The following is a 15566-nucleotide window of genomic DNA, read 5'->3' on the forward strand; positions in this document are numbered from 1 at the left end:
CCGACGCGCGGCCTCACCGCGGCCCCGCAGCATCCGCATCCGCTCCCGCACGGCGCGCCCCGACGGGAGCACCGCTCGTGCCACCCGCCAGGGCGCCCAGCCGGTCGCCGGCACGCCGAACTCGCCGGCGATCGCGCGACTGATGGGGCGCCCCGCGCCGCCCAGCGCATTGCCGGAGTGCGACTGACTCGTGCCGACCCGATAGAGCGCGCCGGGGAACGGCAACGGCGCGAGTGGCAGGTCGGTGGGCGCGCGCGAGGCCGACGGCGTTCTTCGTGCCCTTGTCGCGCAGCACGGCGGCGATGCCGGTGCGAGCGGTGCGCGCGTCGGACGGCGGAGGGAACGACACCTGCACCTGGTGCACGCGGTCATCACCGGGCAGCTCCACGGGCCGGTTCGCCACGACGACGATCACGAACCGCGCATCGCTCTGACCCAGCCACGCCGTCAGGGATTCGCGCAGCATGGACTCGATCGACGCGTAGTCGGTGCTGTTGTGCGGATGCCGGATGCTCGTGACCAGGGCGAGCACAGGCCTCTGCGTGGTCATCGCACGGCGTTCCACACGCGCGCGTGGCCGGCGGCACTGCGCTCCCACGTGTACTCCGCGGCGTGCGACCGGGCATCGGCGACCATGCGGGCGATCGCACCGTCGCCCGAGGTCGCATCGATGACGCCCGCGGCGATGGCGGCGGCATCCGGTTCCGTGAGGATCGCGTGGCCGCCGGCGACCTCTGGCAGGCTGCTCGTGTTCGCGGCCACCACGGGAACACCCGCGGCCATCGCCTCGAGCACGGGGAGCCCGAACCCCTCGTACGACGACGGCACCACGACGGCGGAGGCCGCGGCGACGAGTCCTGGCATGAGCTCGTCCGGCAGCCGTCCGAGCAGGTGCGCACCGGGTCGGCCGTCGAACAGCGCCGTGCGCTCGGGATGCGCCGGGCCGGCGAGCGCGAGTCGAAGATCGGGCCGCTCGCGATGGATGAGCGGCCACGCTGCGGCGAGGGCGCGCAGGTTCTTGCGCCGGGCGGCGCCGCCCGCGTGCAGCACGTACGGTCCGTCGAGTCCGAGCCCGTGCAGCAGCGCAGGGGCGAGCGGCGCCGCATCGAAGTACCGGGAGTCGACGCCGTTGGGGACGACGTGCGGTTCGGAGATGCCCAGCAGTTCCTGAGCCTCGGCAGCGGTGAAGGCCGACACGCAGATGACGGCGGCGCTGCGCCGCAGCTCTTCACCCGCGGCGGCCACCGGCCGCGACTCGTCGGGGAAGCGCCACGCCACCACGTCGTGCAGGGTCACCACATCGGCGTGCGGCGACGGCGGCAGCTCCAGGGCCATCCGGTGCGAGACGTCGTCGCCGCGGTACAGCAACCGTCCCACCGCGGCCCGTGTCGACGCGGAGGCCACAGCCAGCCGTCCCAGCGGCAGACGCCGATCGCCCGGCAACGGCGACCGCAGCGAGCGCACGGTGTGCTCGCGCACCGTCCACGATCCTTCCGTCGCGGCCAGCGCTTCCGCCGCCCGCGACGTCACCTGGCGCTGGTACGCCTGCGCGCCCATCGGCGTGTCCGTCGCGATCGTCGTGATGGAGAGCTGGGGCATGGCCTGAATCTAGCGTGCCGTCGCGGGTCGCGGTCGCTATAGTCGAGGCAGCGCGGGATCAGGGGACGTTCCGTGCACCAGGGGAATGCACCAGGGGAGTGTGGACGATGGCGCGTCATGCAGTGGTGGTCGTGGCGACGTATCGTCGCCCGGAATACGTGCGCACGTGCCTCGAGCATCTGGGCAGGCAGACGCTCGCGCCAGAGCGCATCGTCGTCGTGGATGCGTCGCCGGACGACCTGACGCATGCGGTCGTCGACGAGTTCATCGGCGCCTCCGCTTTCCCCGACGTCGAGTACCGCCGCAATGATCTCGGCGCTGGCACGCTCGCGGCTTCCCGTGCGATCGGCTCGTTCGATGCGACCGAAGACGTCGTGGCGTTCATAGACGACGACGCGTACGCCGAGCCGCAGTGGCTGGCCGAACTGCTCGCAGCCTACGAACCCGATGACGTCGGCGCGGTCGGCGGCAGGGCGAGCAACGGCCGCGCCGGAGAGGAGCTCGAGGGGCACGACCGCATCGGCCGATTCCTGCCGAACGGCCGGCTGACCGGCAACTTCGGCGCCGACCCCGGACGCATCGTCGACGCCGATCACATGCTCGGCGCCAACATGTCGGTGCGCACCCGGGTGCTCACGGAGATCGGCGGCATCCACGACTTCTACCCCGGTACCTGCCTGCGGGAGGACAGCGACCTCGCCCTGCGCGTGCGCAAAGCCGGGTACCGCATCGTCTTCGCTCCGGATGCCGCCGTGCTCCACGTCGCCGGTGACTACGCGAAGGGGCGCCGCTTCGATCGGCGCTACCGGTTCTACGGCGCGCGCAACCACGTGCTGCTGCTGCGAACGACGCTCGGATGGGCGGATCCGCACATGTCCCGCTATCTCGGCTCCGTCGTCGCCGGTCTCGGGCGGGAGGCGTTCACCGGCGTGCGGGAATGGAGCACGAAGGACTCAGCCGGTGCGCGGATGCGCGGTGTCGGCGGTGGCGTGATCCGCGCGGCCGTCGATGCGGCCGGCACCGCCGCTGGACTGTGGGCGGCCGTGCGACCGACCGACCGGGCCGCGGCGATCAATGCGCCGCTGCGCGCGAGCACCGGAGCGCGCGGTGTCTGACGAGGGCGCGCCCGCCCCCGTGAGCAGCCCTGCCCCGCTCGTCAGCATCGTGCTGGCACTCGGACACGACAGCGAGTACCTCGCCGCCGCGTTGCAGGGCGTCCGCGAGCAGACCTTCCGCAACTGGGAGCTGATCGTCGTGGACAACGGTGCTGCGCACCCGGAGCGCGTCGAGGCGCTGATCGCCGACGACCAGCGGATGTCGATGATCACGATCGAGCGCTCAGCCACGGCCGGGCTCTCCCGGAACGTCGGCGTGGAGTTCACCACCGGCCCGCTGATCACGTTCCTCGACGATGACGACGTCTGGGTGCCGGAGCGCCTGGCCGTGCACGTGGCGCGTCACGCCGAGAACCCGGCGGCCCCGGCATCCTTCTCCGGCTACCGGCACATCGACGCCGACGGCGCGGCGTTCGGAACCGACTGGCGATCCCGTCAGACGCCGGCGTCCGACATTCTGCGCGGGGCCGCACCGACACCGCTGGGCCCGACGCTCATGATCCGTCGCGAAGAGTTCTTCGCGATCGGCGGGCACAGTCCGGAGATCCCGATCCTCGTCGACTTCGAGCTCGGGCTGCGACTCGCGCTGCGCGGCGACCTCGTCTACATCGACGAGCTGCTGGTGCGCTACCGTCGCCACTCCTCCAACATGACCTCGATGGCGCCGGCGAACGTGCGGCTGCGCCGGCTCGCGATGCAGGACATGATCGAGCGGCAGCGGTGGGCGGCGAGCGGACGCGGAGACGACGAGGTCGCCGGATACTTCGCCGAACGCTGGGACCGCTACCGTCGCTCAGAATCGCGGATCGCCGGAGCCGACGTGCCGAGGCAGCTGCGGCGAGGCCACCTCGGCGACGCCGCCAGGAGCGCGGCGTGGGGGCTGCGTCGTGCGCCGCTCGCGTTCGTCGCAGGCGTGATCGGCACCGTGTCCGGTCGCGCTCGCCGCAGGCGGTGACCCGGCGCGGCGGACGGGATCAGTGGAAGCCGGGCAGCGCCGTCCACTGCGGATCGAGCTGATGCGCATCCGTGGGGTCGTACAACCGGCTGTGGAACAGCGGCATCACGATCTCGGCATCCTGGCGGATCGCATCCGCCACATATCCCGCCCAGTAGGTGAACGTCGAGTTCATGCCGATGATGCGCCGTGCGCCGGCGACGCTGAGGAAGTTGCCCACCGGATCGGGCTCGACGTATGCGAACGTCGCCGTGGGCGGGGCGAGCGGTGCCACGTTCGCACGGCACCAGTCGGCGTCGTCCGAGACGACGAGCACCTCGTCGATGTTCTCGAACTCGGCCAGGGCGGCGCGCAGGTACCCGACCTGATCGAACCCGTAGCGCTCGCGAAGCTCTGGGCGTGCGTAGTAATCGCCGCGGCGCACGTTGATCACGAGACGTTCGGCGGGGCCGTGGGGGATGCCGTCGGCGATGCACTCCCGCACGAAGCGCTGCAGCGACTCGCGGGTGAAGTCGGCGCCGAACACCTGCCGCCAGTCGCGGTCGTTCCACTCGCGACGATCGTGGAAGCGCAGCTCATCACGGGTGACCGTCAGCGCGCGCAGGTGCGGGAAGGCCTCCAGCCACGGATCCATGCCGGGCGCCGCGAGCACGACCGTCGGGGCACCGGCCGCGGTCTTCTGGTGCGCGTCGAGCCATAGGTACATCCAGTTGCCGAAGCGGAGGCCGGCGGGCGGCGTCATGACCACGGTCCGGTCGCCGCGCCGCATCCGGTCGAGGGTCACGGCGACGGCCCGACGCACGCGCCAGCGGGCGTGCGTGAGGGCCCGCTTCAGGAACGTGGACGGCGTCGTACGTGACATGCTCGATAGCCTATGGGGCGTGGACCGCGGCCCGACGGTCCGCGGTACGAGTCTGGGGGTGCGTGCGTGTCAGGGACGATCAGCGTGATCATCGCGACGAACCGCGGCGGACCGTACCTCGCCGAGGCGGTGCAGTCCGTCAAGGCGCAGACCTCGGCAGTGCACGAGATCATCCTCGTCGACGACGGCGCACCCGCCGGCGCGCTGGAGCGGTTCGCCCGCGAGCACGCTCTGCGGTACCTGCGTTCGCCGGGCACCGGAGTCTCCACCGCGCGCAACGCCGGGGCCGCGGCGGCGACGGGGGACTGGCTGATCTTCCTCGACGACGACGACGTCTGGCATCCGCGACGCATCCAGGCGCAGCGCGCGGCGCTGGACGCCGACCCGCAGGCGATCGCGAGCCACACCGGCGGCTGGTACATGGACGCCGACGGCGCCGCGTTCGGAAACGGCTGGCAGGTGCGGCAGGTACCGGCGCTCGACATGCTGCGCGGCGCCGTGCCGCTTCCGCGCATCACCACGCTGCTCGTGCGCCGCGACGTGTTCGACGAGATCGGCGGCTTCCATCCAGAGCTCCGCATCGGCGAGGACAACGAGCTCATCCGTCGACTGCTCGTGCACGGCGGGTCCGCGGCCGTGGACGAGGCGCTGGTCGGCTACCGTCGCCATTCCGACAACGTCAGCAGACGGATGCTCGACGGGCGTCTGAGTGCGCCCCGTTCGCTGCGGCGCCTTCGTGACGAGGCGCGCGAGCGCGGGCAGCAGCCGGTCGTCGATGCGCTGGAGGAGCGTCTGCGGAAGATGCGTCACGAGGCCGCCGACGAGAACCTCGGTGAGCTGATCGCGGCGATCCGCCATCGCGACGGGGGATACGCCGTGCGTCTGGTCGGCTACGTGCTGCTGACGCCCTGGTCGTCAGCGCAGGCCGTGGTGCGTCGCATCCGCTCGTGATTCGAGGGCGGAACTCACTCCAGCCTGCCGAGTTCGACGAGCCGTGCGAAGTCGGCGTTCTGCTGCCTCACCTCGTCGAACGTGCCGGCCGCGGCGACCGAACCGGAGTCGAGGTAGATGAGCTCGTCCGCCCCGCGCACCGTCGACAGGCGATGGGCGACCACGATGATCGTCATCCGTCCGCGCAACGCGTTCAGGGTCTGGGCGATCTCGTGCTCGGTGGCGTTGTCGAGCGCTGAGGTGGCCTCGTCGAGCACGAGCACACTGGGCTCGCGGTAGAGGGCCCTGGCGAGACCCACACGCTGCCGCTGCCCGCCGGACAGGCGCACACCGCGGTCGCCGACCGCGGTGCTCAGACCGTCGGCGAGCTGGCCGATGAGGTCGCGCAGCTGCGCCATCTCGAGTGCGGCGTCGAGCCGCTTCTCGTCGACCTTCTCCGGCGCGACGCCGAACGCGATGTTGGCGCGCAGGGTGTCGTTCGTGAGGAAGACGTCCTGCGGCACGACACCCAGCTCGGCGTACCACCCGGCGAGATCCTCGTCGATCGCCCGGCCGCCACTGGTCACCGTGCCACCGGTCGGGGTGAGCAGGCCGAGAACGAGGTCGAGCAGCGTGCTCTTGCCCGCTCCGCTCGAGCCGACGAACGCGGTGGTCCGGTCGGCGCGGATCGTCAGGGTCAGATCGTCGATCGTCGGAGCATCCGCATCGTCGTACCGGAACGTGACGTTCTGCAGGTGGATGTCGCCGACGAACCGGCGGTCGTCTCGGCGCTGCTCCTCATGCGGGGCGTCGTCGTTGAGCTCGTCGAGCGTCTCGGTGAGGATGCGCAACCCGGCCTGCCCGCTGCGCACCGTCGCGAAGTTCGAGGTGATGCGGGTCATGGTCGGCAGGGCGCGCATGGAAGCGGCGGCGAACAGGCCGAGCACGGGGAGCACCTGCGCCCCCTGTCCGATCGCGGCGAGCACCCACGCGATCGCGATGATCGCGATGATGAACGCGACCTCGAGGAAGTAACGGGGGATCTCGGCGAGGATCGAGCGAGTGCGGTTCAGGTCAGCACGGCGCAACTGGGTCGTGCGGAAGCCGTCGACCAGGGTGCCGGCGCTCGACGCCAGTCGTGTCTCGCGGAAGCCGTCCAGCGCCGGCATGAGGAACTGCCAGCTCTCCAGGCTCGCCTGAGCGGTCTGCTCGCCGATGCGCAGCTGACGAGGGCGCAGCACGCGCTGCGTGATCGCGATGAGCAGTCCGAACACGACGACGGTGAGCAGGGTAGCCACGGGGGAGTTCACCGCGAGCACGATCGTGATCGCCGCGAGCACGAGGAAGTCGCTGAACAGGCTCACGACCCCCAGCAGCACGCTCGCGGCCTGCGAGGTGCAGTCGGTGATCTTCCAGTACGTCTCACTGATCGCGCGGGTGCGGTGCTTGGCGAACGGCGACAGCACGAAGCGCCGCATGAGCTCGGACGAGGCCCGCGCCGACACCCGCGAGGTGCGGCCGACCAGCCACCAGCGGAACACGAGTGCGCCGATGCTCTTCAGGACGAACGCGACGGCGACCAGGCCGGCGACGGCCGGCAGCAGCACGTTCACGTCGTCCGTGCCGAGGACGTCAGAGGCGGCGGTGATCACGAAGTTGTCGCCGGTCCCGCCCGTCACCAGCTGCATGAGCGGGACCATGGCGGCGACGCCGATGGTGTCGAGTGCGGCGAGGGCGAGCGATGCGAACACCGTTCCGCTGATCCAGGCGACGGGCTTGGCCCCGGTCACGAGGAGCAATCGGCGGAGCATCGACGGGATGCCGGGAGAGGTGCTCATTCTTCACCTTTCGATGGCGTCGGGACTCTCGTCAGAACACCTGTTCCCAAATGCCGAGATTAGGCTAAGATTAGCGCGTCGTCACTCATTCAGTGCTCTGTGGGAGAGCCCGGGGTGGCGACGGGGACAATTGGGGAACCTCATGGTTGACAATGCATCGACCGCTTCGGAAGGCATCAGCCGCCGAACCGTCACCAAGGCGATGGCCTGGGCGCTACCGGCGATCGCGGTGGCCTCACCGGTGCCCGCATTCGCGGCATCGGGTGACACGCCCACCATCACGCCTGGCGCGGCGTGCAAGGCGCCGGGTAACAGCTGCAACCCGATCGTCAAGGGCTACAGCGTTCCCGCCACGGTGAACAACACCAGCGACAAGACCATCTACGTGACGGCGATCGTCATCAACGTCAACACCAGTGGTATCAACTTCGGCTTGAACCCGATCCCGGCGCTGCCGTGGACGGTTCCCGCCGGCGGCTCGCTGAACGTGAACTTCAACGCCACGAGCCAGAACAGCGCCAACCTCAGTTTCGATCTGGGTTTCAGTGTCACGTGGGGCCACGAGAGCGACGGCTCCGACATGGAGCACGCACCGATCCAGGTCACCGTATCGGTTTCAGCGACGCCGCCGGACTGCTGCAAGTAAGCAGCACGGCCGGGCCGATCCGTCAGCGGATCGACGTGAGGATCTGACCGATCTGGCGCACGCGTGTGCTCCAGTCGATGTCGGCGGTGTCTGCTGACGCCTCCGATGGCGACGACGCGAGTGCAGCTCCCACTGCGTGTGCGAAGTCCTCTTCGCCGGCGATCCGGATGCGGGGGTCGGCGCTGTCTCGGAACCCGGCCACTCCGGTCGAGACGACCGGGCGCGCGGCGGCGCGGTACTCGTACAGCTTGATCGGGTCGAGGCTGTCGGTGAACGCCGTGACCAGATGCGGCACGATCAGTGCGTCTGAATGCTGCAGGAGCGCGGGCACGTCGTCGCGCGCGACCGGCCCGAGACGCACGACCCCGGCGGCATCGAGCCGTTCACGATCGGCGGCGCCCAGGAGATCGGGGCCCGCCAGCACGAGGCGCACGCGACCGGTGAGCTCGCGAGCGACCCTGATGCACAGCGGTACATCGATGCGGTCGTCGTGCAGCGTGCCGAGGTACAGGGCGACCGGGGCGGGCGGCAGCGCCGTGGGACGCACGGTCGGCGTGCGGTAGGCGTCGAGATCGACGCCGTTCGGGACGAGATGGATGTCGCCCCGCTGCGGACTCTTGCGGCGCACGAGCTCCGGCGAGCAGGCCACGACCGCGTCGGCGCGATCGAGCAGCAGCGTCTCGCCAGCCGCGATCCGCTCGAGCTCGGCCGGCGGGCGTGCGGCGCTCAGCCAGTCGTCGGTGATGTCGTACAGCGACCGCCACCCCGTGAGCGTCACGATCCCGGCCGCTGCGGGGTCGTTGACCCAGAGCACCGGTGCCGTGAAGCCGAGCTGCATCGCCGTGCGGCGGATCGCCCTCGCTCTGCGGTCATCCCCGCGGGAGTCCAGCCGGCGGGGCAGCCACTTCACCGGGCGCAGGGTCCACAGGCGCTCGCCGACCCGGGTCAGCGGTGCGCCGAAGCCGGGGCTGCGACGCCCGCGCAGATCGTGCAGCGGATCGTCGGACGGCTCCACGAACAGCACTCTCATCGTCGGGTCGGCGGCGATGAGCCCGGCGATGAGGTGCTGGTTGCGTCGCCAGACCGCGTCCCACCGTTCGAGCGAGATCACGACGAGATCGTTCATGCGCGTCTCCTCGCGATCGCATCGCGGTAGACGGCGTCGGTGCCGGTGACCTGCCGATTCATCGTGAACGCGGTGAGGGCGCGCTCCTGCGCCGTGCGCGCGAGCATCCGGCGACGCTCAGGGTCAGCGGCGAAGGCGCGCAGCGCCGCCGCGGCATCGGCCACGTCATCGGGACGGAACAGGGCGCGCTCGTCGAGCCCCTCGAGCAGATCGAGATGCCCCGCCGCACCGGCGGCGATCGGGGCGAGGCCGTGCGACATGGCCTCGAGCACGGCGAGACCCAGCCCTTCCACCGGGCACGTCGAGAGCAGGAGCGAAGACGACCTCAGCAGCTCGGGCACATCATCGCGGAAGCCCATCAACTGCACGGATGATCCGACACCGAGATCGGTGATGAGGGCTTCGAGCCCCGCGCGATCAGGGCCCTCGCCTACGATGACGAGCCCCCAGTCGTCGTCGGCGAGACCGGATGCCGCGAACGCCCGCACGCCGATCGCGGTGTGCTTCTCGGGCTGCAGCCGCTGCACCATGAGGATGCGAAGGGCGGGCGGATGGCCGGGCTGCTCCGCGGCGTCGCCAGGAGCGGGCAGGCCGGGACGCACCACCGTGCTCGTGGTGCCGGTGGCCGCAGCCACCGCCCTGCTCACGGATATCTCGGCGTCCACCCGGCGAAGGAACGGGTCTATCGACAGCGGGCCGGCATGCGCACGCCGGCCCGCGAAATGGCGCGTCGAGACGAGTGCGGTGCGCCGGCCGAGCAGAGCGATGGCGGATGCGGCGTCCGCCGCCGTCATATGCGAATTCACCACGTCGGCCGGAGTGCGACGCACCGCGCGCAGGACGTCGATCGCGGTGCGGGCGGGGAGCACCCGCACGCCGGCCCGTTCGAGCGCGCGCATCTGCTCAGGGGCGCCGCCGGCCACGGTGACCTGATGGCCCTGCTCGGCCTGGGCGGCGGCGAGGCGCCGCACGAACTGCTCCACGCCGGCGAAGCGGTCGGATGCGACGGTGTGCACGATGCGCAGCGGTGCCACGACGCCCGACGGTGTCACGACGCAGCCTCTGGCTGTCGCGAGGCACCCGGACGGAAGCGTGCTTCGACGCGGATCGGACCGAGCCGATAGATCGCCGCGCGTCGCCGGGCCTGCGCGCCACGCTCCCCGCGCAGCACGACCGATCGTGCGAGTGCGCCCGCCCACCCCGCGACGCGGGCGACGGACCACCCGGCGGCGCCGAAGTGCTTGCGGAAGTAGCGCTCCTGCGACGCGAAGAAGAACGCCTCGCGGCGGCGCGGGTCGGTGCTCGTGCCACCGGCGAGGTGCCGCGCGGTCACCTCGCGCACGGCACCGTGACGCCAGCCGAGAAGGTGCGCGCGATAGGACCAGTCGGTCTCCTCCGCATAGAGGAAGAACCGCTCGTCGAAGCCGCCCACCTGGTCGAGGGCCTCGGCGCGCAGCAGCAGCACCGCACCGATCACGAAGCGCGGCCCGCGCTCCAGGCGACCGAGGCCCAGAGCGTCCATGACAGCGCGGTGAGGCGCGGGGAACGGCCACTCGACGCGCGCAGGGCGCCCATCGCCGTCGACCTGCGCGGGACCGACGCTGGCGAGTGACGCATCCGCGTGCAGCGCCCTGTGCAGCTGATCGATTCCTGCGGGATCGATCTCGGCATCCGGATTCAGCAGCAGCACGTCGGCGCCCGGCAGCAGGCGGTCGGCCAGCGCGAGGTTCACCGCCGCGCCGAACCCGAGGTTCGCGCCCGAGTCGCGGTAGCGGATGCCGAGCTCAGCGCACAGCGCCGCGATCTCGGGCAGGGAGGAGTTGTCGATCACCGTGACGGCGAGTGCGGCGACCGGCTCGAGCGCACGGCGCAGCATGGCGGGAGCGCCGTACGCCACGACGACGATCTCCACTGGGGCCTCCGGAGTGCTCGAGGCCGTCCGCACGACCGAGCGGTACAGCGCCTGATAGGCACCGGCGACGCTGTCCCAGCTGCACTCCTCGGCGCGCACGCGACCGGCGGCGACCAGTTCCTCGCGCCGAGTGCCGGCAGCCTCGACGAGCGCAGCGGAGAGGGCTGCGGCATCCTTTTCCGGCACGACGATGCCGGCGCCGCCGACGACATCCGGCAGCGCCCCGGCATCGCTCGAGACCACCGGCACGTCCATCGACATGGCCTCGACCGCGACGCGACCGAACTGCTCGGTCCAGCCCGCCCGTGCCACGGACGGCACCGCGAGCACGTCGATCGAACGGTAGAAGTCGTCGACGGCTGCGGGATCGACCGGCCCGATGAGCTCGACGCGGTCCGCGACCCCGCGCTGCGACGCCCAGTCCGCAAGCACGCTCCCGAGGGGGCCCGATCCGCCGATCCGTGCGTGCAGTCGTGGCTCGAGCACCAGGGCGTCGAGCAGTGCGGCCAGGCCCTTCTCCGGCACGAGGCGGCCCAGCATGCCGACCGTGATGCGACCATCGTCGGCCACCGGACGGCGGGTGGTCGCGGCGGCGTCGGAGACCGCATCCACCCCGAGCGGGATCACGCGCGCGCGGCCGGCGAACCCCTTCGCCTCGGTGATGCGCGCGGCTTCTGCGTTGCACGCCGAGATGCCGGCGGCGCGGCCCAGCGCCCAGCGCTCCAGCCAGCGAAACGGCACCGGATAGCGCTTGCGCAGATTCTGGGCGGTGTACAGCACGACCGGTGCGGGATTGCGCCGCAGCATCCGCATCACGAGCACTTCGGCGGTGCTCAGCGCGAACGGCTCCTCGTGGATGTCGATCACGTTCCACTGCTCGCCGAGCGCGCGCCACAGCGGACGCGGGTCGTAGACGAACAGGGCGGGATGCGTGCCGAACGCCCGTGCGGGGATGACGGTCTCGTCGGCCCCGGCATCGAGCTCGACCCACACGCCGCCCGCGTGCCAGCGCGGTGCGGTGATCAGCGCGACATCGTCGCCGCGTCGCCGCAGAGCGCGCTCTCGACCGCGCCATGACGCGATCGCGGCGCTGTGCGAAATCCGTAGTACCCGCACATCGCCTCCCCAGGATATGCTCAGTGTGAGCAAGACTATCCGCCCATCCATGCGCTGGGGAGTGCAGGACGGATACAGCCTTCTGGGGAGGCAATCTTTGGGGAATTCGTACTCGAGCGCGCGCGCCCTGCGTGTCGTGCATCTCGATCACACGACCGCGCGCGGCGGCGCTGAACTCGCCCTCGTGCGGCTGCTCGCCGCCGAGCAGTCCGCGCCGGAACCCGCATGGACACCAGCGGTGCTCGTGCCGACGATCGACGACGACGACGTGTTCGCGCAGCTTCCGCCATCGGTCGTGCGGCGCACCCGCGGAGTGCGTCAGAGCGCCGGGGGCAGCGGCTCGTCACCCCTGCGAATGGCGGGGCTCGCCGCACGTCTGCTGTGCCAGGCTGTGCTCACCGGCACCCATCCGAACGTGCGTACCGCGGATGTCGTGATCGCCAACAGCACGAGGGCGGCGGCCTACGCGGCGCTCGCGCTGCAGTTCTCGCGCACGCCGCTGGTCGTGCAGCTGCGCGACATGATCGACGAGGAGAGCCTGGGCCGGCTCGGCTACGCCCTCATGACGAAGGTCGTGCTGCCGCGAGCCGACGCGGTGATCGGCAACTCCCGCACCACGCTCGCCGGAGCGTTGCCGTTCCTGCGACCGGGCACGGAGGCCGTGGTCATCCACAGCGCCTCGGGACTCACGCTCTCCACCGCGCGGCGGCGGCCGGCGGATGCTGCGCCCTCAAACCCGCTGCGCATCGGCATGCTCGCGCGCATCGATCCGTGGAAAGGGCAGCTCGAACTGCTCGAGGCGTTCGCAGCGGCATTCCCCGCCGGCACCGCCCAGCTCGAACTCGCCGGCGGTGCGCCGTTCGATCAGGCCCGCTTCGCGGCGCAGCTGCACGAGCGCGCGCGGGAGCTCGGGGTGGCAGGCCGCGTGCACCTGCTCGGCCACGTCGACGACACGGCCGCGCTGCTGCAGCGATGGGACATCGCGGTGCAGTATTCGACCAGGGCCGAGCCGATGGGGCAGAACGTGCTGCAGTACCTCGCCGCGGGCACGGTCGCGGTCGTGGCCGACGAAGGCGGACCCGTGGAGTGGGTCGACGACGGCGTCAACGGTCGCACCGTGCCACCGCGCAGCGTGGCGGCGCTGGCCAGGGTGCTGGGGGAGCTCGCCGACGACGCCGCACAGCGCGAGCGCCTCGGAGCGGCCGCCGTGCGGACGCCGGGCCTGCTCGACGACGCCGCGGTCGCCGCCAGGCACGCGGACGTGTTCCACGACGTGTGCCGCGTGCGCCAGAGTCGCCGGGCATAAGCTGACGCCGTGGACTCGCTGGAGACGACACCCATCTCGCTCGACGTGCGGATCGAGTTCAGTCGCGCCGCGATCGAGGTGATCGCGCGTCGCGCCGGCATCCGCGTGCTTCACGTCAAGGGCGCGACGCTCGACCGCTCCCTCCGTCGTGTTCGGCGCAGCGGCACCGACGTCGACGTCATGGTCGATCCGCTCGCCGTTCCAGCCATGCACGCCGCCCTCACGCATCACGGCTGGAGTGTGTACAGCTCGTTCGTCGAGGGGTCGCCTTTCGGGCACGCGCAGACCTATCACCACACGGAGTGGGGCTACCTCGATCTGCACCGCCGTTTCCCCGGCATCGGGGTGCCGGATCAGGACGGCTTCGAGGTGCTGTGGGCGGCGCGCGAGGCGCATGCCTCTGCCGGCATCGAATGCGCGATCCCCTCGGTGGACGCGCAGGCGGTGCTGTTCGTGCTCAACGCCGCGCGCGATCTGGATGCGCTCGGCGGCGAGGCGCACAGGCTGTGGGCCGACCAGGGGGAGCAGGCGCGCATCCGCCGGTCGAGGCTCGTGCGGATGCTGCGTGCAGAGGTCGCATTCGGGGCCGGCCTCGGCGATCTCGAGAGGTACCGGCATCGGCGCGAGTATCTGCTGTGGAAGACGGTGTCGCAGGGCGGCGGAAAGCTCGCGGAGTGGTGGGGCCGGATCAAGGCGGCGCCGACCTTCGGCGACGCACTCCGCACGGCCGCACGGGCTCCGCGCGTCAACCGCGCCGTGCTCGCGCACGAGCTGGGTCGCGAGCCGGACAGCCGCGACATGTTCTTCGCCTTCCTGCGGAGGATCGGCGCGGCGCTGTCCGGTGACAGTTCGCGGAAAAGGGGGCGCGCATGACGCGCTTCGCCCAGGCTCCCGATGTCGGTGTGATCGACGACGGCATCCGCGTGTTCGCCGCGTCGCTGCCCGACGGGCCGATCGTCGTGCTCGCCGACATCGCCGCGGCCGTCTGGCGCGCAGCGCCGGGACGAGACCTGCATTCGCTCGCGACGCAGTTGGTCTCAGACGGGGTCTGCACGCAGGAGACGGCGTCGGCGGATGCCGGGCTGTTCACGCACGCGCTGATCGATGTGAAGCTGCTGCACGAGGTGGAGGACTGATGGCGTCGGTGTTCATGGTGGCGCCGCTGATATTGGCGGGCGTGCTCGTCGCCAGCGGTGTGGCGAAGCTGCGGCATCCGGAGAGCGAAGGGGCGTGGGCCGAGCTCGGAGTGCCGGCGGCGCTGCGCCGGGGTTGGCTCATCAGGCTGCATCCGTGGGCCGAACTGATGCTCGCGGGCGCGCTGCTGGAGTTCGGGAGTGCGCTGGGCGCGCTGGCCGCCGCGTGCGCGGTCGTGCTGTTCGGTGCGTATCTCGTGCTGATCGTGCGTCGACGCGCGTCGGGTTCGGATGCGTCGTGCACCTGCTTCGGTGCGCCGGAACCGATCACGACCCTCACCGTCGTGCGCAACGCCTGGTTCCTGCTGCTGGCGATCGTCACCGCCGCCGTTTCGTGGTCCGCGCCGCTGCTCGGCGGACCGCTCGCCGCGCTCGGGGGTCAGTGGCCCTGGCTCGTGGCCGCCGCTATGGCAGCGGCCACGTCCGCACTCGTGCTGTGGCATCCGGCATCCGCTGACCGGCCCGTCGCGGCCGGTGTGCCGACGGTGAAGACGAGGGGAGGGGAGGGCGGTGCCGCAGCTCAGGCCGACCCGGCGGAGTACATCCGCACCCGCACGCCGGCCGTGCCCGTCATCCTCGCCGACGGCAGCACGGTGAATCTGCGACAGCTCGCCGCACGCGGTCCGATGCTGCTGCTCGCCGTGAAAGAGGACTGCGGTGCGTGCCTTCCCGTGATCGCGGCGATGCCGCGGTGGCGCGCGCTGCTGCCGGAGGTGTCCGTGCGATTCCTGCTGTGGCCGGCACCGGAGAACAGCGCCCTCACCGAGCACGACGAGCCGCAGTCGCTGCACGATCCGTACTTCTACGTGCAGGGTTCGATCGCCGATTGGGCGACGCCCACTGCGGTTCTGATCGGCGCCGACGGCTACCTGGCCGGCGGGCCGGTGTCAGGCTACGACGAGGTCTCGGCCTTCGTCGGCGACATCTACGAGAGCTTGCACGGAGAACGCCCCGACGAGCCGTGACGG

General features: G+C 71.2%; 15 protein-coding genes. 8 read left to right on the forward strand and 7 right to left on the reverse strand.

Translation table 11 applies throughout. The features are described 5' to 3' along the window. Positions 1-13: 13 nt before the first annotated feature. Positions 14-550, reverse strand: a complete 537-nt coding sequence (locus ACYVG2_RS00450) for a hypothetical protein (protein WP_460779182.1) — start codon at positions 548-550, stop codon at positions 14-16. Next, positions 547-1599, reverse strand: a complete 1053-nt coding sequence (locus ACYVG2_RS00455) for a glycosyltransferase family 4 protein (RefSeq protein ID WP_460779183.1) — start codon at positions 1597-1599, stop codon at positions 547-549. Before ACYVG2_RS00455 ends, ACYVG2_RS00450 begins: the two co-directional genes overlap by 4 nt. Positions 1600-1706: 107 nt before the next feature. Between ACYVG2_RS00455 and ACYVG2_RS00460 the strand changes: the two genes are divergently transcribed. Further along, positions 1707-2714 carry a glycosyltransferase family 2 protein gene (locus ACYVG2_RS00460; RefSeq protein WP_460779184.1) on the forward strand — a complete coding sequence of 336 codons (1008 nt, stop codon included), beginning with the start codon at positions 1707-1709 and terminating at the stop codon, positions 2712-2714. Between the two features lie 19 nt (positions 2715-2733). After that, on the forward strand, positions 2734-3669 hold the full coding sequence (locus ACYVG2_RS00465; protein ID WP_460779185.1) for a glycosyltransferase family 2 protein: 936 nt from the start codon (positions 2734-2736) through the stop codon (positions 3667-3669). Positions 3670-3688: 19 nt separating this feature from the next. On the opposite strand, the gene ACYVG2_RS00470 is transcribed toward ACYVG2_RS00465, so the two are convergent. Further along, positions 3689-4531: an alpha-1,2-fucosyltransferase gene (locus ACYVG2_RS00470; protein WP_460779186.1), complete on the reverse strand. Its 843-nt coding sequence runs from the start codon at positions 4529-4531 to the stop codon at positions 3689-3691. 66 nt (positions 4532-4597) lie between these two features. On the opposite strand from ACYVG2_RS00470, the gene ACYVG2_RS00475 reads away from it, so the two are divergent. After that, positions 4598-5482, forward strand: a complete 885-nt coding sequence (locus ACYVG2_RS00475; protein WP_460779187.1) for a glycosyltransferase family 2 protein — start codon at positions 4598-4600, stop codon at positions 5480-5482. 14 nt (positions 5483-5496) lie between these two features. Here the strand turns inward: ACYVG2_RS00475 and ACYVG2_RS00480 are convergent, their stop codons facing one another. After that, a complete protein-coding gene (locus ACYVG2_RS00480; RefSeq protein WP_460779188.1) occupies positions 5497-7299 on the reverse strand; it encodes an ABC transporter ATP-binding protein in 1803 nt (600 codons plus the stop codon). A 142-nt stretch (positions 7300-7441) separates the two neighbouring features. Between ACYVG2_RS00480 and ACYVG2_RS00485 the strand changes: the two genes are divergently transcribed. Beyond that, the gene (locus ACYVG2_RS00485) at positions 7442-7945 is read left to right on the forward strand and encodes a hypothetical protein (protein WP_460779189.1); all 504 of its coding nucleotides are present in this window, start codon (positions 7442-7444) and stop codon (positions 7943-7945) included. A 22-nt stretch (positions 7946-7967) separates the two neighbouring features. On the opposite strand, the gene ACYVG2_RS00490 is transcribed toward ACYVG2_RS00485, so the two are convergent. The 3 genes from ACYVG2_RS00490 to ACYVG2_RS00500 are packed head-to-tail and all read right to left on the reverse strand — an operon-like array spanning position 7968 to position 12132. Then, positions 7968-9071 (reverse strand): glycosyltransferase, encoded by a 1104-nt coding sequence (locus ACYVG2_RS00490; RefSeq protein ID WP_460779190.1) that lies wholly within the window; start codon positions 9069-9071, stop codon positions 7968-7970. Next, positions 9068-10123, reverse strand: coding sequence for a glycosyltransferase family 4 protein (locus tag ACYVG2_RS00495; RefSeq protein WP_460779191.1), 1056 nt, complete (start codon positions 10121-10123; stop codon positions 9068-9070). Before ACYVG2_RS00495 ends, ACYVG2_RS00490 begins: the two co-directional genes overlap by 4 nt. After that, complete coding sequence (locus ACYVG2_RS00500; RefSeq protein WP_460779192.1) at positions 10120-12132, reverse strand: glycosyltransferase; 2013 nt, start codon at positions 12130-12132, stop codon at positions 10120-10122. The genes ACYVG2_RS00495 and ACYVG2_RS00500 overlap by 4 nt, the downstream gene beginning before the upstream one ends. Between ACYVG2_RS00500 and ACYVG2_RS00505 the strand changes: the two genes are divergently transcribed. From ACYVG2_RS00505 to ACYVG2_RS00520, 4 genes are read left to right on the forward strand one after another with little or no spacing between them, the layout of a single operon-like run. Further along, positions 12125-13405, forward strand: a complete 1281-nt coding sequence (locus ACYVG2_RS00505; protein WP_460779193.1) for a glycosyltransferase family 4 protein — start codon at positions 12125-12127, stop codon at positions 13403-13405. The two genes, ACYVG2_RS00500 and ACYVG2_RS00505, sit on opposite strands and share 8 nt — an antisense overlap. Positions 13406-13414: 9 nt before the next feature. After that, positions 13415-14278, forward strand: coding sequence for a nucleotidyltransferase family protein (locus ACYVG2_RS00510; protein ID WP_460779194.1), 864 nt, complete (start codon positions 13415-13417; stop codon positions 14276-14278). Then, on the forward strand, positions 14275-14541 hold the full coding sequence (locus tag ACYVG2_RS00515) for a hypothetical protein (RefSeq protein ID WP_460779195.1): 267 nt from the start codon (positions 14275-14277) through the stop codon (positions 14539-14541). The genes ACYVG2_RS00510 and ACYVG2_RS00515 overlap by 4 nt, the downstream gene beginning before the upstream one ends. Beyond that, the gene (locus tag ACYVG2_RS00520; protein ID WP_460779196.1) at positions 14541-15563 is read left to right on the forward strand and encodes a MauE/DoxX family redox-associated membrane protein; all 1023 of its coding nucleotides are present in this window, start codon (positions 14541-14543) and stop codon (positions 15561-15563) included. Before ACYVG2_RS00515 ends, ACYVG2_RS00520 begins: the two co-directional genes overlap by 1 nt. The last annotated feature ends 3 nt before the right edge of the window (positions 15564-15566 follow it).

This window comes from Microbacterium shaanxiense, assembly GCF_054779995.1.